The 19,107-nt window shown below is 73.9% G+C and carries 23 protein-coding genes; 11 read left to right on the top strand and 12 right to left on the bottom strand.

Annotation, left to right across the window (positions count from 1 at the left end; genetic code table 11):
* Positions 1-25: 25 nt before the first annotated feature.
* Genes folB through AC3ET4_RS10310 form a run of 3 tightly spaced genes read left to right on the top strand, consistent with a single transcriptional unit; the run spans position 26 to position 1,522 of the window.
* The gene (gene folB / locus AC3ET4_RS10320; protein WP_431948404.1) at positions 26-385 is read left to right on the top strand and encodes a dihydroneopterin aldolase; all 360 of its coding nucleotides are present in this window, start codon (positions 26-28) and stop codon (positions 383-385) included.
* A complete protein-coding gene (gene folK / locus AC3ET4_RS10315) occupies positions 382-972 on the top strand; it encodes a 2-amino-4-hydroxy-6-hydroxymethyldihydropteridine diphosphokinase (protein ID WP_431948286.1) in 591 nt (196 codons plus the stop codon). Before folB ends, folK begins: the two co-directional genes overlap by 4 nt.
* Positions 973-1,027: 55 nt before the next feature.
* Entirely contained in the window at positions 1,028-1,522 is a 495-nt protein-coding gene (locus AC3ET4_RS10310) for a DUF3180 domain-containing protein (protein ID WP_431948402.1), read from the top strand.
* Positions 1,523-1,539: 17 nt separating this feature from the next.
* On the opposite strand, the gene AC3ET4_RS10305 is transcribed toward AC3ET4_RS10310, so the two are convergent.
* Positions 1,540-1,854, bottom strand: a complete 315-nt coding sequence (locus tag AC3ET4_RS10305; protein ID WP_488175928.1) for an ArsR/SmtB family transcription factor — start codon at positions 1,852-1,854, stop codon at positions 1,540-1,542.
* Positions 1,855-2,068: 214 nt separating this feature from the next.
* Complete coding sequence (locus AC3ET4_RS10300; protein ID WP_431948282.1) at positions 2,069-3,280, bottom strand: ABC transporter ATP-binding protein; 1,212 nt, start codon at positions 3,278-3,280, stop codon at positions 2,069-2,071.
* Positions 3,281-3,449: 169 nt separating this feature from the next.
* Here AC3ET4_RS10300 and AC3ET4_RS10295 point away from each other — a divergent pair, with 169 nt between their 5' ends.
* The 4 genes from AC3ET4_RS10295 to AC3ET4_RS10280 all read left to right on the top strand — a co-directional run bounded on the left by AC3ET4_RS10295 (position 3,450) and on the right by AC3ET4_RS10280 (position 6,965).
* The gene (locus AC3ET4_RS10295; RefSeq protein WP_431948280.1) at positions 3,450-4,130 is read left to right on the top strand and encodes an ABC transporter permease; all 681 of its coding nucleotides are present in this window, start codon (positions 3,450-3,452) and stop codon (positions 4,128-4,130) included.
* Positions 4,130-4,840, top strand: coding sequence for an ABC transporter permease (locus AC3ET4_RS10290; protein ID WP_431948278.1), 711 nt, complete (start codon positions 4,130-4,132; stop codon positions 4,838-4,840). Before AC3ET4_RS10295 ends, AC3ET4_RS10290 begins: the two co-directional genes overlap by 1 nt.
* Positions 4,837-5,802 (top strand): ABC transporter substrate-binding protein, encoded by a 966-nt coding sequence (locus AC3ET4_RS10285; protein WP_431948276.1) that lies wholly within the window; start codon positions 4,837-4,839, stop codon positions 5,800-5,802. Before AC3ET4_RS10290 ends, AC3ET4_RS10285 begins: the two co-directional genes overlap by 4 nt.
* Before the next feature lie 170 nt (positions 5,803-5,972).
* Positions 5,973-6,965 (top strand): hypothetical protein, encoded by a 993-nt coding sequence (locus AC3ET4_RS10280; RefSeq protein WP_431948274.1) that lies wholly within the window; start codon positions 5,973-5,975, stop codon positions 6,963-6,965.
* 67 nt (positions 6,966-7,032) lie between these two features.
* Here the strand turns inward: AC3ET4_RS10280 and AC3ET4_RS10275 are convergent, their stop codons facing one another.
* Both AC3ET4_RS10275 and AC3ET4_RS10270 read right to left on the bottom strand, forming a co-directional pair.
* Positions 7,033-8,175, bottom strand: coding sequence for an NADH-quinone oxidoreductase subunit D (locus AC3ET4_RS10275; RefSeq protein ID WP_431948272.1), 1,143 nt, complete (start codon positions 8,173-8,175; stop codon positions 7,033-7,035).
* Positions 8,176-8,195: 20 nt separating this feature from the next.
* Positions 8,196-9,209 (bottom strand): SAM-dependent methyltransferase, encoded by a 1,014-nt coding sequence (locus AC3ET4_RS10270; RefSeq protein WP_431948270.1) that lies wholly within the window; start codon positions 9,207-9,209, stop codon positions 8,196-8,198.
* Positions 9,210-9,437: 228 nt separating this feature from the next.
* Between AC3ET4_RS10270 and AC3ET4_RS10265 the strand changes: the two genes are divergently transcribed.
* Entirely contained in the window at positions 9,438-10,487 is a 1,050-nt protein-coding gene (locus tag AC3ET4_RS10265; RefSeq protein ID WP_431948268.1) for a carbohydrate-binding protein, read from the top strand.
* Positions 10,488-10,522: 35 nt separating this feature from the next.
* On the opposite strand, the gene AC3ET4_RS10260 is transcribed toward AC3ET4_RS10265, so the two are convergent.
* From AC3ET4_RS10260 to AC3ET4_RS10250, 3 genes are all read right to left on the bottom strand, one after another.
* Positions 10,523-11,464 carry a 1-phosphofructokinase family hexose kinase gene (locus AC3ET4_RS10260; protein WP_431948266.1) on the bottom strand — a complete coding sequence of 314 codons (942 nt, stop codon included), beginning with the start codon at positions 11,462-11,464 and terminating at the stop codon, positions 10,523-10,525.
* A gap of 90 nt (positions 11,465-11,554) precedes the next feature.
* Positions 11,555-12,748 carry an N-acetylglucosamine-6-phosphate deacetylase gene (gene nagA, locus AC3ET4_RS10255; RefSeq protein WP_431948264.1) on the bottom strand — a complete coding sequence of 398 codons (1,194 nt, stop codon included), beginning with the start codon at positions 12,746-12,748 and terminating at the stop codon, positions 11,555-11,557.
* Positions 12,691-13,605, bottom strand: a complete 915-nt coding sequence (locus tag AC3ET4_RS10250) for an ROK family protein (protein WP_431948262.1) — start codon at positions 13,603-13,605, stop codon at positions 12,691-12,693. The genes nagA and AC3ET4_RS10250 overlap by 58 nt, the downstream gene beginning before the upstream one ends.
* Positions 13,606-13,788: 183 nt before the next feature.
* Here AC3ET4_RS10250 and AC3ET4_RS10245 point away from each other — a divergent pair, with 183 nt between their 5' ends.
* From AC3ET4_RS10245 to AC3ET4_RS10235, 3 genes are all read left to right on the top strand, one after another.
* Complete coding sequence (locus AC3ET4_RS10245; RefSeq protein WP_431948260.1) at positions 13,789-14,049, top strand: DUF3263 domain-containing protein; 261 nt, start codon at positions 13,789-13,791, stop codon at positions 14,047-14,049.
* 287 nt (positions 14,050-14,336) lie between these two features.
* A complete protein-coding gene (gene otsB, locus AC3ET4_RS10240) occupies positions 14,337-15,209 on the top strand; it encodes a trehalose-phosphatase (protein ID WP_431948258.1) in 873 nt (290 codons plus the stop codon).
* Positions 15,210-15,540: 331 nt separating this feature from the next.
* Positions 15,541-15,753 carry a hypothetical protein gene (locus AC3ET4_RS10235; protein ID WP_431948256.1) on the top strand — a complete coding sequence of 71 codons (213 nt, stop codon included), beginning with the start codon at positions 15,541-15,543 and terminating at the stop codon, positions 15,751-15,753.
* Between the two features lie 84 nt (positions 15,754-15,837).
* On the opposite strand, the gene AC3ET4_RS10230 is transcribed toward AC3ET4_RS10235, so the two are convergent.
* From AC3ET4_RS10230 to AC3ET4_RS10210, 5 genes are all read right to left on the bottom strand, one after another.
* Complete coding sequence (locus AC3ET4_RS10230; protein WP_431948254.1) at positions 15,838-16,251, bottom strand: hypothetical protein; 414 nt, start codon at positions 16,249-16,251, stop codon at positions 15,838-15,840.
* A gap of 247 nt (positions 16,252-16,498) precedes the next feature.
* Positions 16,499-16,915, bottom strand: a complete 417-nt coding sequence (locus AC3ET4_RS10225) for a PIN domain nuclease (RefSeq protein WP_431948252.1) — start codon at positions 16,913-16,915, stop codon at positions 16,499-16,501.
* Positions 16,912-17,127 (bottom strand): type II toxin-antitoxin system VapB family antitoxin, encoded by a 216-nt coding sequence (locus tag AC3ET4_RS10220; RefSeq protein ID WP_431948250.1) that lies wholly within the window; start codon positions 17,125-17,127, stop codon positions 16,912-16,914. The genes AC3ET4_RS10225 and AC3ET4_RS10220 overlap by 4 nt, the downstream gene beginning before the upstream one ends.
* Before the next feature lie 50 nt (positions 17,128-17,177).
* Positions 17,178-18,104: a hypothetical protein gene (locus AC3ET4_RS10215; RefSeq protein WP_431948249.1), complete on the bottom strand. Its 927-nt coding sequence runs from the start codon at positions 18,102-18,104 to the stop codon at positions 17,178-17,180.
* Between the two features lie 108 nt (positions 18,105-18,212).
* Positions 18,213-18,437 carry a DUF397 domain-containing protein gene (locus AC3ET4_RS10210; protein ID WP_431948247.1) on the bottom strand — a complete coding sequence of 75 codons (225 nt, stop codon included), beginning with the start codon at positions 18,435-18,437 and terminating at the stop codon, positions 18,213-18,215.
* Positions 18,438-19,107 lie beyond the last annotated feature (670 nt).

Genomic DNA, 19,107 nt, shown 5'->3' with positions numbered 1-19,107 from the left:
GTCCGTCGACCAGCGGGAGTGAATGGTGGATCGTGTCGCGCTGCGCGGCCTGAAGGCGCGTGGCCACCACGGCGTGTTCGAGCACGAGCGCCGCGAGGGCCAGGACTTCTTCGTGGACCTGGTCCTCGGCCTGGACACCGCTCCCGCCGCCGCCACGGACGACCTGACCAGGACCGTGCACTACGGCGTCGTGGCCGAGGAGGTCACGGCCGTCGTCGAGGGCGAGCCCGTGGACCTGATCGAGACCCTGGCCCAGAGGATCGCCGACCAGGTGCTGGGGCACGACCTGGTCCAGGAGGTGGAGGTGACCGTGCACAAGCCGCAGGCCCCGATCACCGTCCCGTTCACCGATGTATCCGTCACCATCACCCGGAGGCGCCCGTGAGCTACGACCCCACCGTGCAGCCGGTCCCGGCCTCCGTCGTCGCGCAGGTCGACGCCGCGGACTCGACGCTGCAGAATCCGAAGGTCGCCGTCATCTCGCTGGGCAGCAACCTCGGCAACCGCCTGGAGACGCTGCAGGGCGCCGTGGACGCCCTGGAGGACACCCCGGGTGTCCGGGTCAAGAAGGTCTCCCCGGTGTACGAGACGGAGCCCTGGGGCGTCGAGCCGGGCTCGCAGCCGAACTACTTCAACGCCGTCGTCCTGATCAGGACGACGCTGCCGCCGTCCTCGCTGCTCGAGCGCGGCCGGGCGATCGAGGACGCCTTCGCCAGGACCCGCACCGAGCGCTGGGGACCGCGCACCATCGACGTCGACATCGTCGCCTACCAGGGCGTCGTCTCCGACGACCCGGAGCTGACGCTGCCCCACCCGCGGGCGCACCAGCGGGCCTTCGTCCTGGCCCCGTGGCTCGACATCGACCCCGCGGCCGAGCTGCCGGACCGGGGCCCGGTGGCCGGTCTGCTGGCGGATGTGGGCCGGGACAGCGTCTGGGCCCGGGGCGACGTGGAACTCAGGCTGCCGGAGTAATCGTTACGATCCCGTCGGTACGTTCGTCGATGGTGATGTGAGGAGCGAGCACTCGGTGAAGGCGCTGCGCATCAGGACCCTGGTCGGACTGTTCGCGGTCGCCGGAGTGCTCTCGTGGGCGGGCGCGAAGCTGTGGGACTCGTTCGGCACCCTGCCGGGCGTTCCCGTGGCCGCGCCCATCGTGCTGGCGCTGATCGCCGCGGTTCTGGCGGCGACGGCGCTGTCGTTGCGCTCGCGGCTGCGCGCCCAGCGCGAGCGGCGCCCGGGCGCCAAGCCCGTGGATCCGCTCCTGGCCGCCCGCGCGGTGGTCTTCGGTCAGGCCAGCGCCCTGGTCGCCGCCGTGGTCTCGGGGGTGTACGGCGGCACATGCGTCTTCCTCGCCATGTACCAGATGGACAACGACCCCCGCCGCGACCAGGCGATCTACGCGGGCGCCGCGGTGGTCGCCGGCATCGCGGTCTGTGCCGCGGCGCTCTTCCTGGAGCGGGTCTGCCGCCTTCCCGAGGACGGGGACGACAACCGCACCGGCGCGGTGGGCGGGCGGGCGTAGGGGCGTACGGCGCCGCCTCAGGAGCGTCGGCGCGGCCCCGCGGCGGGTTCGCCCGCCAGCAGGGCCGAGCCGAGCGGGGTGAGGCTGTGCAGGACGGAGGCGCCGGTCCGGGTGGTGTGCACCAGTCCGGCGTTCCGCAGCACCCCGGCGTGCTGGCTCGCCGCCGCGAGGGAGACCCGCACCCGCTCGGCGAGCGCGGTGGTCGTGGCCGGCTCGCGCAATGCCCGCAGCACGGCCGCCCGGGTCCGTCCGAGCAGCGGCCCGAGGGCGGCTCCAGGCGGTGCGGCCGTGGTGCCGTCCGGCTCCGGCACGTGCATCGGATGGGCGAGCACGGTGGGTTCGTCGGAGCGGTAGCGGATCAACGGCCCGGTACGGCTGCCGCCTCTACGTCGTGAACAGCCAGAACGACGAGCCGCCGGGCCGGCCGCCCTACACCGTGAGCGCGATTGACGACCCGGTGTGCGCCCGGCCGCGCCGCTGACCGTCCCGCCGCCGGTTGCCGCCCGCCGACCGCGCCACAGGGCGCCGGGGGGCCTCGGTGGGGCGTCAGGAGGCAGTGGCGTCCGGTTCCGCCTGGCGGCCGCCGACCGCCCGGTCCTCGTCCGCCCCGGCCCCTGCCGCGTCCGGCAGCCCCGTGCTCCCGTTCCGCCCGTCCGCGCCGTCTTCGTTGACCGAGCGGCGCAGCGCGGCATGGAGCGTGGCGGGCGTCAGCACCCCGGCGTAGCGGTCGCCGTCGACGACGGCCGTCCAGCCCGCGTCGTGCTGGAGCATCGCGCTGAACGCCTGCTTGAGGGGGGCGCCCACCGGCACCCGGGCCTCGACGCGGAGGGTGTGGTCGTCCACGGTGCCCGAGGTGGGGCCGCCCGCGGCGACGTAGCCGCGCAGCCCGCCGTCGGCATCGAGGACGACCGCGTAGGGGGCGCCCCGCTCCGCCAGGAGCGCGGCGGCCTCAGCGGCGGGCGAGCCGGCGCGGACGACGGGCGGGTGCTCCAGGCCGCCGGCTTCGACCGGGGTGACGGACAGCCGCTTCATGCCGCGGTCGGAGCCGACGAAGTCGGCGACGTACGGGGTGGCGGGGGAGCCGAGCACGGTCGCGGGGGTGTCGTACTGCTCGATCCGGCCGGGGCCGAAGACCGCCATGCGGTCGCCGAGCCGGACCGCCTCCTCGATGTCGTGCGTGACGAACAGCACGGTCTTGCGCACCTGTTCCTGCAGCCGCAGGAACTCCGACTGCAGCCGCTCGCGCACCACCGGGTCGACCGCGCCGAAGGGCTCGTCCATCAGCAGCAGCGGCGGGTCGGCCGCCAGCGCGCGGGCCACGCCGACCCGCTGCCGCTGCCCGCCCGAGAGCTGCCCGGGGTAGCGCGAGCCGTGCACAGACGGGTCCAGGCCGACGAGTTCCAGCAGCTCGGCGGCGCGCGCCCGGCGCTTGGCGCGCGTCCAGCCGAGCAGGTGGGGCACGGTCTCGGTGTTCTCCAGCACGGTCCTGTGCGGGAACAGGCCGACGTTCTGGATCACGTAGCCGATGCGGCGGCGCAGCCTCACCGGGTCGGTGCGGGCGATGTCCTCGCCGTCCAGCAGGATCCGGCCCGCGGTGGGCTCGATGAGCCGGTTGACCATCTTCATGGTGGTCGTCTTGCCGCAGCCGGACGGCCCGACGAGGGTGACGAGTTCGCCCTCGCGCACGTCGAAGGACAGGTCGTCGACGGCGGTGGTGCCGTCGGGGTAGCGCTTGGTGACGTTCTCGAAGCGGATCATCGGGACCTCTCGTCGGCGCTAGGCGGTGCGGCTCACCCCCCAGCTTGGTACACGCTCGGCGACGGATGTGAAGGGGGTGTTGCCGTGTTGTGGCGGGAGGCCGGGAATGTCAGAGGCACGGTTTACGCTCCCTTGCATGATCTGATCGCGGCGGGGGAGGTGGCATCGCATGGCGGGACAGGACTGCCTCGCGGCGAACCAGTGGATCTGCGGTGAGTATGTGCGCACACGCAGTCAGGAGTTGCTGGACGCCGGGGTGGAACACCTGTGGATCACCGCTGCGTCGGTGGCGGCGGGTGTGCTGCTCGCGCTGCCGCTGGCCCTGCTCGCCCGGCGCTGGCGGGCGGCCGAGGGGCCGGTGCTGGGGGTGACGACGGTGCTCTACACCATCCCGTCCCTGGCCCTCTTCTCGCTGCTGGTCCCGGTGTTCGGGATCTCCGCGTCGGTGGTCGTCACCGGTCTGACCCTGTACTCGCTCACCATCCTCGTCAGGAACTTCCTGGCCGGACTGGACGCCGTGCCCGAGGACGCGCGGGAGGCCGCGCGCGGCATGGGCTACGGGCCGGTACGCCTGCTGTGGGAGGTCGAGCTGCCGCTGGCGCTCCCCGCGGTGATGGCGGGCGTGCGCATCGCCACGGTCGCCACGGTCTCCCTCACCACGGTCGGCGCGATCGTCGGCTACGGAGGTCTCGGCAATCTCATCAAGGACGGCATGCAGAGCTTCTTCAAGGCGGAGGTGCTCACCGCGTCCGTGATCTGCGTGGTGTTCGCCCTCGTCGCCGATCTGCTGCTGCTCGGGGTGCAGCGGCTGCTCACGCCGTGGACCAGGGCCGCGAAGGCGGTGGGCTGATGGGGGCGATCCCCGGCGCGTGGGACTGGCTGACCACGGGCGCCAACTGGACCGGCACCGACGGGGTCCTGCAGCGGCTCGGCGAGCACCTCGTGCTGACCTCCGTGTCCTTGGCCATCGCCTGCGCCGTGGCCCTGCCCGTCGCGATCCTCCTCGGCCACCTCGGCAAGGGCGGCGCGCTCGCTGTGAACCTCTCCAACGTCGGGCGTGCGGTGCCCACCTTCGCCGTCCTGGTGCTGCTCATCGTCGCGACGAACTCGGCGCGCTACTGGCCGACCGTCATCGCCTTGGTGCTGTTCGCCGTCCCGCCGCTGCTCACCAACACCTACGTCGGCATGCGCCAGGTCGACCGGGACGCGGTGGAGGCCGCCCGCGGCATGGGGATGTCCGGCGGCCAACTGCTGGCCCGGGTGGAGCTGCCGCTGGCGGCGCCCTTCGTCATGAGCGGGGTGCGTTCGGCCGCCGTCCAGGTCGTCGCCACCGCGACCCTCGCCGCCCTGCCCGGCGAGGGCGGCCTCGGCCGGATCATCACCGCGGGCTTCGCCCAGTACGACACCCCGAAGGTCGTCGCGGGCGCGGTGCTGGTGGCCGCGTTCGCCCTGCTCGTGGAAGGAGTCTTCCTGTTGCTGCAGCGCCTGGTGTCGCCCGCGCGGAAGTCCCCGCCCGCCCGAAGACCTGCCCGTCCCACCCATCAGATGGAGTTCACATGAGCAAGGCCCTGCGCACCGCCACCGCCGTGGCCGCCGCGACGGTCCTCGCCGCCGGCCTGGCGGCCTGCGGCGGCGACAGCCTGGAGAAGAGCGGGGGAGGGGGCAGCTCGTCGGCCGGCGGCGGCAAGGGCTCCCTGACCGTCGGCTCCGCCGGGTTCACCGAGAGCACGGTCCTCGCGCAGCTGTATGCGCAGGTGCTGACCGACGCCGGCTACACGACCACGATCAAGACCGTCGACAATCGCGAGCTGTACGAACCCGCTCTGGAAAAGGGCCAGATCGACGTCGTTCCGGAATACGCGGCCACCCTCGCGGAATTCCTCAACGCGAAGGTGAACGGCAAGGACGCCGCGCCCGTCGCCTCTTCCGACGTCGACGCCACCGTCAAGGCGCTCACCGAACTCGCCGCCCCGCGCGGACTGAAGGTGCTGCCGGCCGGAGAGGCCGTCGACCAGAACGCGTTCGCGGTCACGAAGGACTTCGCGACGGAGCACAACCTCAAGACCCTTTCCGACCTTGGTAAATCCAAGATCAAAGTCAGGCTGGCCGCGGGCGAGGAATGCTCCGTCCGCCCCTTCTGCTCGCCGGGCCTGAAGAAGACCTACGGCATAGACGTCACGTCGGTGGACGCCAAGGGCGTCGGGACCGTCCAGTCCAAGCAGGCCGTCAAGGACGGCACCGACCAGCTGGTGCTCACCACGACCACGGACGCCACTCTCGACCAGTTCGGCCTGGTGCTCCTGGCGGACGACAAGGGCCTGCAGAACGCGGACAACGTGCTGCCCGTCGTCAACGCGAAGGAGGCCGGCGGGGCGGACGTCGCCGCCGCCCTCGGCAAGCTCACCGAGGTGCTCACCACGGCCGACCTCACGGAGCTGAACCGGAAGGTGGACGGCGAGCGCAAGAAGCCCGCGGACGTGGCCGCGGACTATCTGAAGGCGAAGGGTCTGCTGAAGAGCTGAGACCGCGGGACCGCCGCGACCCGCCAATCAAGATCAATAAAGGGCGGGGAAGGGCGTTCACGTGACGTTTTGTACGCGCGTGGACGCCCTTCGTATTTGTCGTTGTGTGTTCGCTCGGAAAACGCATGCCGCGGCCCCACACGGCTCACCGGCACGCTAAGTTCCCTTTCATGCCCCGTGGACGACACCGCCATTCCCAGCCGCTGCACCGGCTGCTCCCGCCCGTGACGGTCGCCGGCTCCGCCGCGGTCCTCGCCGTGGGCGCACTGGTGACCGGTGATCCGGTGCTGCTCCGTGTCCTCGTCGTCGCCGCGGCTGGCGCCGCCGGCGTCGGCGCCTACCTGCTGCGCAGCTGGGACCGCGCCGCCGGCAAGGAGGTCGCCGACCTCAAGGCCGCGCGGGTGCGCGACGAGTGGCGTGCCGACGAGCGGATCGCGGAACTCGAGGTGGACCTCGAGGACTCCCGCGAGCTGCGCGGCAAGCTGGAGAACAAGCTGCGCGCCAAGCGCGCCGAACTGGCCCGGCTGCGCACGGAGCACGCGGACCTGCTGCGCCGCTACGCCACCGCCGAGTCCGAGCGGGCCCGCGCGCTGGAGGAGGGCCGCGTCGCCAAGAAGGCGGTCGCCCCCGCGCTCCCCGTGCCCTACACGGGACCGGTCAGCCCGGCCGCGTACCTGCAGGCGTCGGCGGCGCTGCGGGACCTGTCGCGCAACGGCGCCCGCCAGCAGGCCGCGCTCACCGTCGAGGAGGCGCGCCGCCGCGATCTCGCCGCCACCGACGAGCCGCAGGGCAGGCACGCGCTGGACGCGGCGCGGGACCGCCCGGCCGACGCGGGCGCCCACCCCGGCGACAGCGGGGAATCCCCGGCGCTGCCGGTGCGCCAGCCCAAGCTCGTCCCGGCGGTCGCCGCGGCCGTGCTGCCCTACGCCAGCCCGCAGCGGCAGGCCAGCCGCGCCCTGGGCGGCTTCGACTTCTTCGGGACGAAGAGCGGCAAGGCCCGCCCCCAGGAGCTGGAGGCGGCGCCCGCGGCCCCGGCCCTCGCGGACCTCGCCGACGTCGTCGGGGACGAGGCCGTGGCCGAGCAGACCGAGGTCATCGATCTGACCGCGCACGACGAGACCGAGCAACTGGACCTCAGCGAGCTGCGCGCCCGCACCTCCTGACGCCGGCCGGGCCCACTTCCCCGGAGCCCGCGCCGGCCGGGCCGCCCGCTCGCGGGCGGCCCACCGGTCACTTGTCGATGTCGCCGACGACGAAGAACATCGAGCCCAGGATCGCCACCATGTCGGCGACCAGGGTGCCCGGCAGCAGCACGGCGAGCGCCTGGACGTTGTTGTAGGACGCCGAGCGCAGCTTCAGCCGGTACGGCGTCTTGTCGCCCTTGGACACCAGGTAGTAGCCGTTCAGCCCGAGCGGGTTCTCCGTCCAGGCGTAGGTGTGGCCCTCGGGGGCCTTGAGCACCTTCGGCAGCCGCTGGTTGATGGGGCCGGGGGGCAGTTCGGCGAGCCGGTCCAGGCACGCGTCGGCGAGGTCCAGAGCGTTGTGGGTCTGCTCCAGCAGCACCTCGAAGCGGGCCAGGCAGTCCCCCGCGGTGCGCGTGGGCACCTTGAGGGTGTCCGCCAGCTCCGCGTACGACAGGTAGGGCTCGTCCCGGCGCAGGTCGAAGTCGACGCCCGAGGCACGGGCGATCGGCCCGCTCACCCCGTAGGCGTGCACGTCGTCGACGGAGAGGACGCCGACACCCCGGGTGCGGCCGCGGAAGATCTCGTTGCCCAGGACGAGGTCGTCGAAGGTCTGCATGCGCGAGCGCACACCGGCGACGGCGGCGCGCACCCGGCCGTGCCAGCCGTTGGGAAGGTCCTCCTTGAGGCCGCCGACGCGGTTGAACATGTAGTGCATGCGGCCGCCGGAGACCTCCTCCATGACCGCCTGCAGGTCCTCGCGTTCGCGGAAGGCGTGGAAGATCGGGGTGATCCCGCCCAGTTCGAGCGGGTAGGAGCCGAGGAACATCAGGTGGTTGAGCACCCGGTTCAGCTCGGCGAGCAGCGTGCGCGTCCACACCGCGCGCTCGGGGACCTCCATGCCGAGCATGCGCTCCACGGCGAGCACGACGCCGAGTTCGTTGGAGAAGGCGGAGAGCCAGTCGTGCCGGTTGGCCAGCATGATGATCTGGCGGTAGTCCCGGGCCTCGAAGAGCTTCTCCGCGCCGCGGTGCATGTACCCGATGATCGGCTCCGCCGAGCTGATCCGCTCGCCGTCCAGGCTCAGCCGCAGGCGCAGCACGCCGTGCGTCGAGGGGTGCTGCGGGCCGATGTTCAGCACCATGTCGGTGCCCTCGGCCGCGCCGCCGATGCCGATCGTGGTCTCCGTCATGGCCCCAGTTTCCCACCCCCTCACCCTTCCGGGGGCGTGCCCCCCGGGGCTTGTCCGGCCGCCCGGACCGGCTGTTCCAGCCACAGGAAGCCGCCGAGCCCGGACGGGTCGGTGACCTCGGCCGCCTCGCCGGCGCGGGCCAGGGCGCGGACGTACCCGGCGGGGTCGGAGGAGGCCAGCGAGAGCGGCGGACGGGCCCCGGAGACCCCCAGGGCGCCCAGGGCCTCGCGCTGGGTGCGCAGGACCGCCCCGGGGCCCGCGCAGGCGTCCATCGCCACATGCGCCGTGAGGTCGCAGGAGCCGTCGGGCACCGGGGGCGAGACCTCGCGGCCCGCCCGGAACGCGGTCAGCGTCCCGTAGGGCGGGCGGCCCCCGGCCAGGTGCCCGTAGTCCACCGCGACGGCGAGCCCGGCCTCCAGACAGGCCACCGCCGCGGCCCAGGCGGCATCCCGCCCGCGGCCGATCTCCGCCCGGGTCCCGGCCGGCGCGCCCTCGACGGGCCACCACCGCCGAAGCCAGGCCGCGTCCTGTCCGACCACCGGGTCGCCGAGGCGTTCGGCGCCGTCGGCGGCGCGGACGAGGACGTGGCGGGGCACCCCTTCGGTGTCGGTCTCCACGACCTCGACGGGCACGTTGTCCAGCCACTCGTTGGCGAACAGCAGGCCCGCCAGGCCCCGGGGGAGCTCGCCGCACCAGGCCACCCGGGCGTCCAGGCCCTCGGGCCGCGGTGCCTTCTCCACCGCGTACGGCCGCAGGCGGGCGCCCAGCGTGGCGGGAACCACATCGAGCACCCCCGTGAGCAGTTCCCCCTCGCCGGCGCCGACGTCCACCAGGGCCAGTTCCGCGGGGTGCCCGAGCTCGGTGTCGACGCGTTCCAGCAGGCGTGCGACGGCCGCCGCGAACAGCGGCGAGGCATGGACCGACGTGCGGAAATGCGCGGCCGGGCGCTCCCGCCGGAAGAACCCTCCGGGGCCGTAGAGGGCCCGCTCGGTGGCTTCCCGCCACCCCGTCCACGCCGCTGTGCTGTCGATCACGCCACCACCGTATGCGCACCCCCGGGGCTTCAAACGGTTGAGCGGCCCATCACCGGTTCCAGGTAGGCTGCCGTGGTCAGAGGTGTGCCCGCCCGTGACGGCCGCGGACGAACTGATCATGAACATCGGTCATCGGGAGAGCGCACGCCTTTCGCCGGATGGCCCGGTGCTGATAGGTGCTTCACAAGCGACAGGCAGTGGCGGCAGGCAGTGAAAGGTGAAGAGCGGATGACGGCCGGCAACAACGGTGCTCCCGAGCCCGAGGGTGACGACCCCTTCGCGTACCTGTACCGCCAGGACGGAGACGAGCCGGGTCAGCCGGCTGCCGCCCAGCCCGGCGTGCCCCGTACCTCGTACAACCAGGTGCAGCGCGTCGGTGAGCGGCGGCCGCAGCAGCCGCAGCAGCCGCAGCAGCAGCCGGGATACGGCTACCCCCAGCAGCAGCCCGGATACGGTCAGCAGCAGTCCGGCCATGGCCAGCAGCAGCCTGGCTACGGCCCGCCGCAGCCGGGGTACGGCCAGCAGCACCAGCAGTTCCCCCAGGGCCCCGGCGGCCCGTCCGGCCCGTCCGGCCCGGGCGCCGGCGGCCCGTCCGGCCCGTCCGGCCCGGGCGCCGGCGGCAGCCGCCGCGACGCGGCCCCGCGTGCCGGCGGCCCCAACAGCAAGAGCCTGCTGATCGGCGCCGTCGCCGTGGTCGCCGCCGTGGCGATCGGCATCGGCGTCGCCATGGCGGGCGGCGACGACGACAAGCCGCAGGCGGGCGGCGCCACCTCCTCGCCGACGGCCCCCGCCGACACCGGCACGGACGACACCACCACCGAGCCCTCGGCGCCGGCGACCGCGACCGCGCCCGGTGTCGTCGACGCGGCGACGCTGGTGCCGGCGGGCGGCGCGCGGGTCGGCTCCCAGTACAAGGGCACCATGGCGGCCGGCGGCAAGTACATCGAGAACATGAACGCGGTGGGCGCGTCGGTGACGTGGAAGGTCGAGGTCCCGAAGGACGGCTCGTACGACTTCTGGCTCCGCTACAACAACGCGGAGAAGGACTCGGCCAGCGCCACGATCGTGGTCAACGGGTCGCCCCAGAGCTACAAGCCGGACCTCAGGAACTACGGCAAGAAGGGCGACTGGAACCACTGGTACCGCTCCTACGCCACCCTCGACCTGAAGCAGGGGACCAACACGCTCGCCGTGACCTGCGCTCAGGGCGACGCCTGCCACTTCAACCTGGACCAGCTGGCACTGCTGGACAAGGGCCAGGCCCCCGAGGGCTGGTGAGGCCGCTCCCGTCGTGGCCCGCGGGCCGCGACGGGCTACTGCCGTGAGTCGCCCGCACTGATCACGTCGACCCGCCCCAGCAGGTCTCCGTACACCGCGCGGTCGAACTCGCCCGCGACGGGCGCCGCCACGGTGGCCGCCGAGAGGGCGACGGCGCGGATGAGCCGCCCCGGCCAGTCCAGGCCCTCGACGAGCCCGGCGAGCAGGGCGGCGACGGCCGAGTCGCCGGCCCCGGCGGGATTGCCCGACACGGGGGCGGGGGGCCGGGCGGTCCACACGGTGCCGTCCTCGGCGAGGGCCAGCATCCCGTCGGGGCCGAGCGAGGCCGCGACGGCCCGTGCGCCCCGGCGGCGGGCGTCGCGGGCGGCGCGCATCGGCTCCGTCGCGCCGGTGAGCCCGGTCAGCTCGGCGGCGTTGGGCTTGACGAGGTCGGGACGGGCGGCCAGACCCCGCCGCAGTGGCTCGCCGCTGGTGTCCAGCAGCACAGGGACGCCCGCGGCGCGCGCGTCCCGCACGAGGTCGGCGTAGCAGCCGACGGGCAGCCCGGGCGGCAGGCTGCCGCACAGCGCCACGGCACGGGTCGTGCCGCCCTCCAGGAACGCGCGGTACGTGCTGAGGAGGGCCGCCCACTCCTCCGAAGTGATGGTCGGCCCGGGCTCGTTGAACATCGTGGTGCCGCCGCCCGACTCGTCCACGACGCCCACCGTCCGCCGGGTGCTGCCGGAGATCGGCACCAGGGCGTCCGTGACGCCGTCGACGCCCGTCAGCCAGGCGCGCAGCCGGTCACCGGGCGGGCCGCCCGCGAAGCCGGTCGCCACGGCCTCATGGCCGAGCGCGGCGAGGACGCGGGCGACGTTCAGCCCCTTGCCGCCGGGGCGTTCCGCCGTCTCCGACACCCGGTGGGTGGTGTGCGGGCGCAGCCGGGGGACACGGTAGGTCACGTCGACGGCGGCGTTCAGCGTGACGGTGAGGATCACCGCTCGATCCCTTCCAACAGCGTGTTGCGACGGGAAGGGATCATGCCAAAGGAACGCCCGCAGGCACAGACCCCGGCGCCCCAGGGCCGGTCAGGGCTCGACGACCCAACTGCCCTTCCGCATCACGCCCACGAGGTCGAACGACGCGTCGAGGACCACCAGGTCGGCGTCCTTGCCCGGCTCCAGGGAGCCGATCCGGTCGTACGCGCCCAGCAGCCGGGCCGGGTTGGCGCTGAGCGCGCGCACCGCGTCGCCGACGGGCAGCCCGTCCACGGTCACCGCCCGCTTGAAGGCCGTGTCCAGGGTGAGGGTGGAGCCCGCGATGGAGCCGCCCTCGACGAGCCGGGCGACGCCGTCGACGACGTCGACCTCCATCGGGCCCAGCAGATAGCGGCCGTCGCCGAATCCGGCCGCGTCCATGGCGTCGGTGATGAAGGCGACCCGGTCGGCCCCGGCGCTGCGGAACGCCAGCTCCAGGACCGCCGGGTGGAGGTGGACGCCGTCGTTGATGAGCTCGACGGTGACCCGCTCGTCCTCCAGCAGCGCGGCGATCGGGCCGGGTTCGCGGTGCAGCAGCGGGGGCATGGCGTTGAACAGGTGCGTCGCCACGGTGGCGCCCGCCTCGACGGCCCGCAGGGTGGCCTCGTAGGCGGCGTCGGTGTGGCCGACGGCGGCGATGACGCCGTGCTCCGCCAGCATCCGCACCGAGTCGAGCCCGCCGGGCAGTTCCGGGGCGAGGGTGACCATGCGCGCGGCGCCCCGGGCGGCGTCGAGCAGCTTGCGGACGTCCGAGGGGTGCGGCTCCCGCAGCAGCGAGGGCTTGTGCGCGCCGCGCCGGTGCGGGGAGATGAAGGGCCCCTCGAAGTGGATGCCGGCCAGGTCGCCCTGCTCGACCAGCTCCGACAGCAGCGCGGCCTGCCGGGACAGGTCGTCCAGGTCCCCGGTCACTGTGGAGGCGAGCAGGGTCGTGGTGCCGTGCCGCCGATGGGTCTCGATCCCGGTGAGGACGGCCTCCGCGTCCCCGGAGGAGAAGGAGGCGCCGCCGCCGCCGTGCACGTGGATGTCGACGAAACCGGGCACGATCCAGTGCCCCGTCAGATCGAGGGTGGACGCCTGGCGCGGGTCGTCGGCGACGATCGAGCGGCCCGCGACGGTCACCCGGCCGTCCTCGGCCACGCCGTCCGGCAGTACCACATGGGCGCCGGTCAGCACGCTGGTTGCCGCGGTCACGCGGTCACCTCCAGGGAGAGAAGATCCCAGGCGAGCAGCCCTGCGCCCAGGCATCCGGCGGTGTCCCCGAGGGCCGCCGGCACGATTAGGGGGAGTTGCTGGAAGGTCAGCCGCCGCTCGACGGCCGCCCGCAGCGGTGCGAGGAGGGTGTCGCCGGCCTCGGCGAGTCCGCCGCCCACGATCAGCGTGCCCGGGGCGAGCAGGGTGATCCCGGTGACCAGGCCGTCGGCGAGGGCGGCGACGGCCTCGTCCCACACGGCCGCCGCGCGGGGGTCGCCCGCCTCGACCGCGGCGGCGCAGCCGGCGGCGCCGGCGTCCGGGCCGCCGCCCGCGGCCTCCCAGGCGCGGGCCACGGCGGCGGCGGAGGCCGCGGCCTCCAGGCAGCCCCGCCCGCCGCAGGCGCAGGCCGGTCCGCCGGGGCGGACGACGACGTGCCCGAGCTCGGTGGCCTCGACCCGGTTCTCGATGCCGGTCGCGCCCGCGATGCCGGTGCCCAGCGCCACGAACAGGAAGCGCTCGGCGCCCTGCCCCGCGCCCAGCCGTCCCTCGGCGAGGCCGCCGACGCGCACGTCGTGGCCCAGGGCGACGGGAGTGCCGCCGAGCCGGCGGGCCAGCAGGTCGCGCAGGGGCGCGTCGCGCCAGCCGAGGTTCGCGGAGTAGAGCGCGACGCCGGCCCGCTCGTCGACCAGACCCGGCACGGCGACTCCGGCCGCGGCGGCGGGCCGGCCGTAGGCGCGCTCACCGTGGGCCCGCAGGTCCGCGGCGAAGCGGAGCACGGACTCGACCACGGCGTCCGGGCCGCGCTCCCGGCCGGTCGGGCGGCGCGCCTGGTGCAGCAGCGTGCCGTCCGCCGCGACCAGGGCGGCCTTCATGCCGGTGCCGCCGACATCGAGGGCGATGACGTGTTCCACGGGGGACAGTGTCGCGCGGTACCCGGCAAAAGGTCTAGTCCACTTGCCGGAAAGAGATCACGTGCCTCGCGTGTCGGACTGCCCGGGGCGCTGGGGCGGACACACATGGCGCGATCGGGGCGTCACGCAGCGGTCCGAAGGGACGGGGAGGGGCGGCGACCCGGGCGCGGATAGGGTGGTCGGATGGAACGGGACGAAACCGGGGCGGACACCCCCGCCGAGGGGCTGACGGAGCAGGACCGCGCGGTCCTCGACATCGCCCGCCGCAGCTGGGCCGGCCCCGGCGCGAAGGAACGCGCCGTCCGCGAACGCCTCGGCATCTCCCCGACGCGCTACTACCAGCTCCTCAACGCCCTCCTGGACGACCCCCGCGCCCTCGCGCACGACCCGGTCACGGTCAACCGCCTCCGCCGCACCCGCGACACCCACCGCACCCTTCGTTGACGCCGGTGCCTGGCGGGGCCCCGGTCGTCCCGCGGCGTCAGCGGGTGCTGCCGGTGAGGACGGCACGTCGGCTGTCCCGCCGTCTCGCGCCCTTCGGGCGCACAGCGCGGGCTGCGGACGGGGCCCGCGTCTTCGCGCCCGAAGGGCGCGAGATGAACCGCACCCGCCCACCGGGAGTGCCGCACAGCCCACCTCACGCACACCGACCGGTCCCGGAGGACACCGCCGTGGCGGAATGCCTCCGTACGCCGGGCACGCCCCCCGCAGGGGTCGGTATGGTCGGTGTCATGAGCCGCAGCCGCAGGGACGAAGTGCCGGTACCCACGACGCCCGAGGGCAAGGACGGCCTGGCCGCACTGCTCGCGGAGCCCCGCAGGGCCGTGCTGGCACTGGACTTCGACGGGACGCTGGCGCCGATCGTGCCGGATCCGGACGCCGCGCGGGCCCACCCCCGCGCCGCCGCCGCGCTGGCCCGGCTGGCCCCGCGCATCGGGTCCGTCGTGGTGGTGACCGGCCGTCCCGCGGGCGTGGCCGTGCGGTACGGCGGCTTCGCCGGCGTACCCGCGCTGGAGCACATGGTCGTGCTCGGCCACTACGGCGCCGAGCGCTGGGACGCCCGTTCCGGCCAGGTCAAGGCCCCCGGTCCGCACCCCGGTGTCAACGCGGTGCGGGCCGAACTTCCGGGCGTGCTGGACGCGATCGGCGCGTGGCACGGCACCTGGGTGGAGGACAAGGGCCGCGCGGTGGCCGTCCACACGCGCCGCACGGAGGACCCGCAGGCGGCGTTCGAGGCGTTGAGCGGGCCGCTCCGTGAACTGGCCGACCGCCACGGGCTGATCGTGGAGCCGGGCCGGATGGTGCTGGAGCTGCGGCCGCCCGGCATGGACAAGGGCGTGGCCCTCAACGACTACCTGCGCGAGGTCGGCGCCGGTCCCGTGCTCTACGCCGGAGACGACCTGGGCGACCTGGCCGCCTTCGGGGCCGTGGAGAAGCGGCGCGCCGAGGGCCTGCCCGGCGTGCTGGTGTGCAGCGGCAGCGCGGAGGTGGCCGAACTGGCGTCGCGGGCCGACCTCGTCGTGGACGGCCCGGAAGGCGTCGTCGCGCTGGTCGACGCCCTCGCGGACGCCCTGGAGGAGCGCGACGCCGAGGACAGGGCATAGAGGCCGCGCGCATAGGCGGGCCGGCGTCGCGGGTCGATGGCTCTCGCCTGGCGGCGTTGTCGTCGGTCGCCGCAGCTCCGCTGCGTCTCCCAGTCAGGTGCTGCACTCAGGCGAGCACCGCGCGGACAGCACGGAGAAGGCCGCCGCACCGAGGAAGACCGCGATGTCGGCGACGGTGTCCTTCGGTGCGCGTCGCATTCCTCCGAATGCACGGATCCGGGGCCGCCGCACCAGCCCGCGTCCCAAGGGGAGACTTTCGGACGACAACCCGCGCGTGATCGGCGACCTTCGCCGACAGCCGGCGCGGGCGGCCGCTCCCTAACCTCGTGGCGTGAAGGGATTCCTCGGCTTTCTCGGCTTCGTGCTGCTCTCCCAGGGCATCGGCGGCATCGTCCACCAGCTCACGGGCGGCTGGTTCCGGCTCTGGGCGCTGACGTACCGGATCGGCTTCCTGGACGGCTACGAGATATACGCGTGCGTCCTCCTGGTGGTGCTGGGCGTCGCGGTCTGCCGCGCGGCGGAGGCGGCGGGCAAGCGCTCCTGACGCCGGTCGGGCTGGGCCCGCCGCCCCGGTCCGCCGTTCCCGTGCGACGGGCGGCCGGGGCGGTGGCCCGGGGGAAGGGGGGGGTCACCAGTTGTTGTTGTCCCGCACGATCGCGGCGCACTCCACGACGGCGCGGGCGGTGGGGCTGGTCAGCGTCGAACCGCCGATGTTCCGGACGGTGACCGTCCAGCCGTTGCCGGACCGCTGACTCGTCAGCACGTGCAGGTCGCTGCTGCTGAGGACGAAGCCGCCACCGGTGACTTCGGTGCGCGAGGGGCACCGTGCCGAGACGGTCTGGGTGGTGTTCATGGGGACGACGGCGGAGACACCGAGGAACTCGGCGGTCCTCAGCCGCCAGTCGTCGCGGTTGTTGCCGCCCTTGACGGGGTTCGAGGCGGCGGCGTCGGCGACCGCGGCGGTGCGCGCGGTGGCGGAGGCGGTGGCGTTCACGGGGGCGACGAATGCGGTGGTCGTGACGACCGCGGCGGCGGCCGCCATGGTTCCGGCGACACCCCAAAGCACCTTATGACGGGGTCGACCGGACATGGTCTTCTTCGCTCGTATGTTCATCTCTCTGCCTTCGAAGATGACGGAAGGAGCTCGCTCCAGGTCGAAGCGATTGCGCCCATCGTCACCCTGTGCGAGGCACACCGCACTTCGGGTGACCGAAGAGGATGAACGGTCGAGGACAGCCATCTGACGGAGCGGCGGCAGGCGGTGCGTCAGGTCGGTGTCAGGCGAGGCGTCAGTCGGCCGTGCCGGACGGGACCACCCAGCGCACGGGCTGGCCGGTCACGTCGGCGATCATGTCGAAGTCGCCGTCGTAGTGCAGGACGGTCGCGCCGTGCCGTTCCGCGGTAGCCGCGATGATCAGGTCTGCCAGGGAAAGCGCCTTCCAGTTCCCGGCGGCAATGAGGTGCGTCTGCACGTCCAGCGCGCGGTCCCATGCCTCGTCCGGCGTGGGCAGCCAGTCGAAACCCCGCATGCCGTCTCGGATGCGGTCTGCGTCCGCCTTGGACCGTGCGCTGTGGAGCACCTCCAGTTCGACGGCCCCGCAGACGGCGAGCAACCCGGCGTCGTGGAGGGGTTCGATCACCGCCCTCACCGAGGGTTTCGGGTAACGGGCGAGAGCGGACTCGTCGATGAGGAAGCGATCTCTCATGCGACTCGGTGCGGGTCGTGCGCCGCCCCGACCTCGCCGGTGAGGCCGGGAAGTCCGCCTTCCGCAAGCCAGTCGAGGAACGAGGCGCGCTTGCGGCGCTTGATCGCGTCTGCCAGGGCTGCGTTCACGGTGGCGACTTTGGTGGTGGTGCCGAAGATCTCGGCCGCCTCCGCCAGCATCTGGTCGTCGACGTCGATGACGGTGCGGGTCATGCGAGCCTCCTCGGGCGTGGATGCTTCCTTCTGAGATATCAAATTGGGTCTCAGTTGATATCGGCGGACGCTCGCGCCCCCGCGCCGGGCCGCTGCCGCACGATGCCCGCGCGTACCAGGGCCGCGCCGCGCCGTGCGGCTGACGGGGCGCCGGAAGCGGGGTCGGGGGCGGGGTCGGCGGCGGACGCGATGGTGGCGCAGGGCAGACAGGGGCCGGTGGCGCCGTGGGGCAGCGGGTCGCCGCAGCCGGGGCATTCGGGGAGCGGGGCCGCCGGGGCGGCGGGGTCGCGGGCGGGGCGAGGCGCGGGGAGCTTGTCGCGCAGACGTCGGGCGATGAAACCGGCGGGGGAGTGCACGGTGCGCGGCAGCCCGGCGGACAGGGCGGTCCCAAGCTCCAGCTCGCTCGTCCCGTGGGCCAGCCAGCGGGCCGCGAGCGGAGCGAGCCGGGCCGCCTCGGCGACGCCCAGGGTGAGCCTGGCCTCGCGCCGCCCGAGGCGCTGCAGCGCGGCCGCCGCGCGGGCGACCAGCGGCTCGCCTGTGGGGGGTTCGGGGTGGGAGGTGTTCTGCTCCTCCCTGTTCTCCCCCTTGGGGGATGCGCCGACGGCCCGTACGGACGGCGCACCGGCCGTCAGCGCGCTGCCACTCGGAGCCGCGAAGGCGGCGTCGATCTCGGCGGGGTCGCGCAGCGGCACGTTGGAGACGAGCACCCGGGTCGTCCAGCGGCCGGTCTCGGGGCTCTGGGTGCGGCGGGTGTGGACATAGCCCTCGGCCTCGAGCTGCTGCCGGGCCCGGCGCAGGGCGATGCGCCCCTCGGGCATCTTCTCGCCGATGCTCTGCAAGGTCTCCCGCGAGTCCTCCGGCAGGGAGAGCGCCCACTGCAGCAGCCGTACGGCGGTGCCGTTCAGACGCGGATGGCGGATGAGGTCGTTCGGCGTCTGGGAGAAGAAGCGGGACGGCGAGATAACATGGCGCATCATTTGCGGGGCTCTTTCTTAGGGGTAGGCCTCGTGGTGTAGGCCCCCTGCCGGTGTTGGCGCACCGCTGGGGGCCGCTTCATGCCTCAGGCACGAAGAGTGATCGGCTGGTTACTCTACTCGCGTCCCGGTGGTGTGTGCGACGAAGTGGATGAACGCTGTCCACTCCTCGGCGGCCGGTTCCTCGGAGTCCCGCACAGGGACGGCGCCGGGCGCGTGGGCGCCCTCGACGCAGGCACCGCCCTCGCCGAGCCGGACTGTCGTAGCTCCCCCGCGATCCGCTCGATCATCTGGGCGCAGTCCCCACGCTGAAGGTCTGTGAGCAGATTGACGCATAGCGCGGGTGGAGTTCGCCGACCTCGTTCCGGCCCTTCACCAGCACGCTGCGGCCCCGCACTTCGAGACGGGCGAGCAGGCACAGACAGGGGTCTGCGGCAGGCGCGTGGGGCCGTCGAGGGCCGGGTGCGCCTCGTTGGGGAGCGGCATCATCCGGACGGTGACAACCGGCACGCACGCTCCCCGGAGTGCGAGCTGCCCCGGGACGACCTGGCCGCCGAGGGGTGCGGGCCGCCCGTCAGCGACCGCTCGCCCGTCCTGCCGTGGTGGCTCCCGTCCTGCCGGGCCGGGCGGCCCAAGCGGGCGCGGCCGGCTGATCGCCGCGGCGGCACACCGGTGGGGCGTGCTCCCGGACCCCGGAGGGCAAGCGGGTGTGGGTGCTGCCGCGGAGGGCCGCCGCGTGGGCGACGCCCGCGTCCAGCACGCTGCTCGTGCGTCGGAACCCCGGGTCGTGTCGTGCCGGACGTCCACGCCCCGCTCGGCGCGGGGCGTGGGCGGGCGCCCGGGAAGGCGGGGTTCGCCGGGGCCGGCGGTCCGTGTCGGGAAGCCCCGCCGCCGGCGGTACTTCGCTTCGTTCCGACAGGGATCTGATGCACTTCATGGTGGCGGCGGGAGGCGTACCGCGGTGACCCGGAAACCCACCGCAGGGGTCCTGCGGCCGTCTCCGCGT

It is taken from the genome of Actinacidiphila sp. bgisy167 (genome assembly GCF_057707665.1).
Note: the sequence above shows the minus strand (reverse complement) of the source record. Positions and strands in the feature narration are given on the sequence as shown.

Coding starts and splice junctions, on each gene's coding strand:
- AC3ET4_RS10300 (WP_431948282.1), bottom strand. CDS start 3,280: ATGATCCGCTTCGAGAACGTCACCAAGCGCTACCCCGACGGCACCACC.
- AC3ET4_RS10295 (WP_431948280.1), top strand. CDS start 3,450: ATGGCGGGACAGGACTGCCTCGCGGCGAACCAGTGGATCTGCGGTGAG.
- AC3ET4_RS10290 (WP_431948278.1), top strand. CDS start 4,130: ATGGGGGCGATCCCCGGCGCGTGGGACTGGCTGACCACGGGCGCCAAC.
- AC3ET4_RS10285 (WP_431948276.1), top strand. CDS start 4,837: ATGAGCAAGGCCCTGCGCACCGCCACCGCCGTGGCCGCCGCGACGGTC.
- AC3ET4_RS10280 (WP_431948274.1), top strand. CDS start 5,973: ATGCCCCGTGGACGACACCGCCATTCCCAGCCGCTGCACCGGCTGCTC.
- AC3ET4_RS10275 (WP_431948272.1), bottom strand. CDS start 8,175: ATGACGGAGACCACGATCGGCATCGGCGGCGCGGCCGAGGGCACCGAC.
- AC3ET4_RS10265 (WP_431948268.1), top strand. CDS start 9,438: ATGACGGCCGGCAACAACGGTGCTCCCGAGCCCGAGGGTGACGACCCC.
- nagA (WP_431948264.1), bottom strand. CDS start 12,748: ATGCCTGGGCGCAGGGCTGCTCGCCTGGGATCTTCTCTCCCTGGAGGT.
- AC3ET4_RS10245 (WP_431948260.1), top strand. CDS start 13,789: ATGGAACGGGACGAAACCGGGGCGGACACCCCCGCCGAGGGGCTGACG.
- otsB (WP_431948258.1), top strand. CDS start 14,337: ATGAGCCGCAGCCGCAGGGACGAAGTGCCGGTACCCACGACGCCCGAG.
- AC3ET4_RS10230 (WP_431948254.1), bottom strand. CDS start 16,251: ATGGCGGCCGCCGCCGCGGTCGTCACGACCACCGCATTCGTCGCCCCC.
- AC3ET4_RS10225 (WP_431948252.1), bottom strand. CDS start 16,915: ATGAGAGATCGCTTCCTCATCGACGAGTCCGCTCTCGCCCGTTACCCG.
- AC3ET4_RS10220 (WP_431948250.1), bottom strand. CDS start 17,127: ATGACCCGCACCGTCATCGACGTCGACGACCAGATGCTGGCGGAGGCG.
- AC3ET4_RS10215 (WP_431948249.1), bottom strand. CDS start 18,104: ATGATGCGCCATGTTATCTCGCCGTCCCGCTTCTTCTCCCAGACGCCG.
- AC3ET4_RS10210 (WP_431948247.1), bottom strand. CDS start 18,437: ATGCGTCAATCTGCTCACAGACCTTCAGCGTGGGGACTGCGCCCAGAT.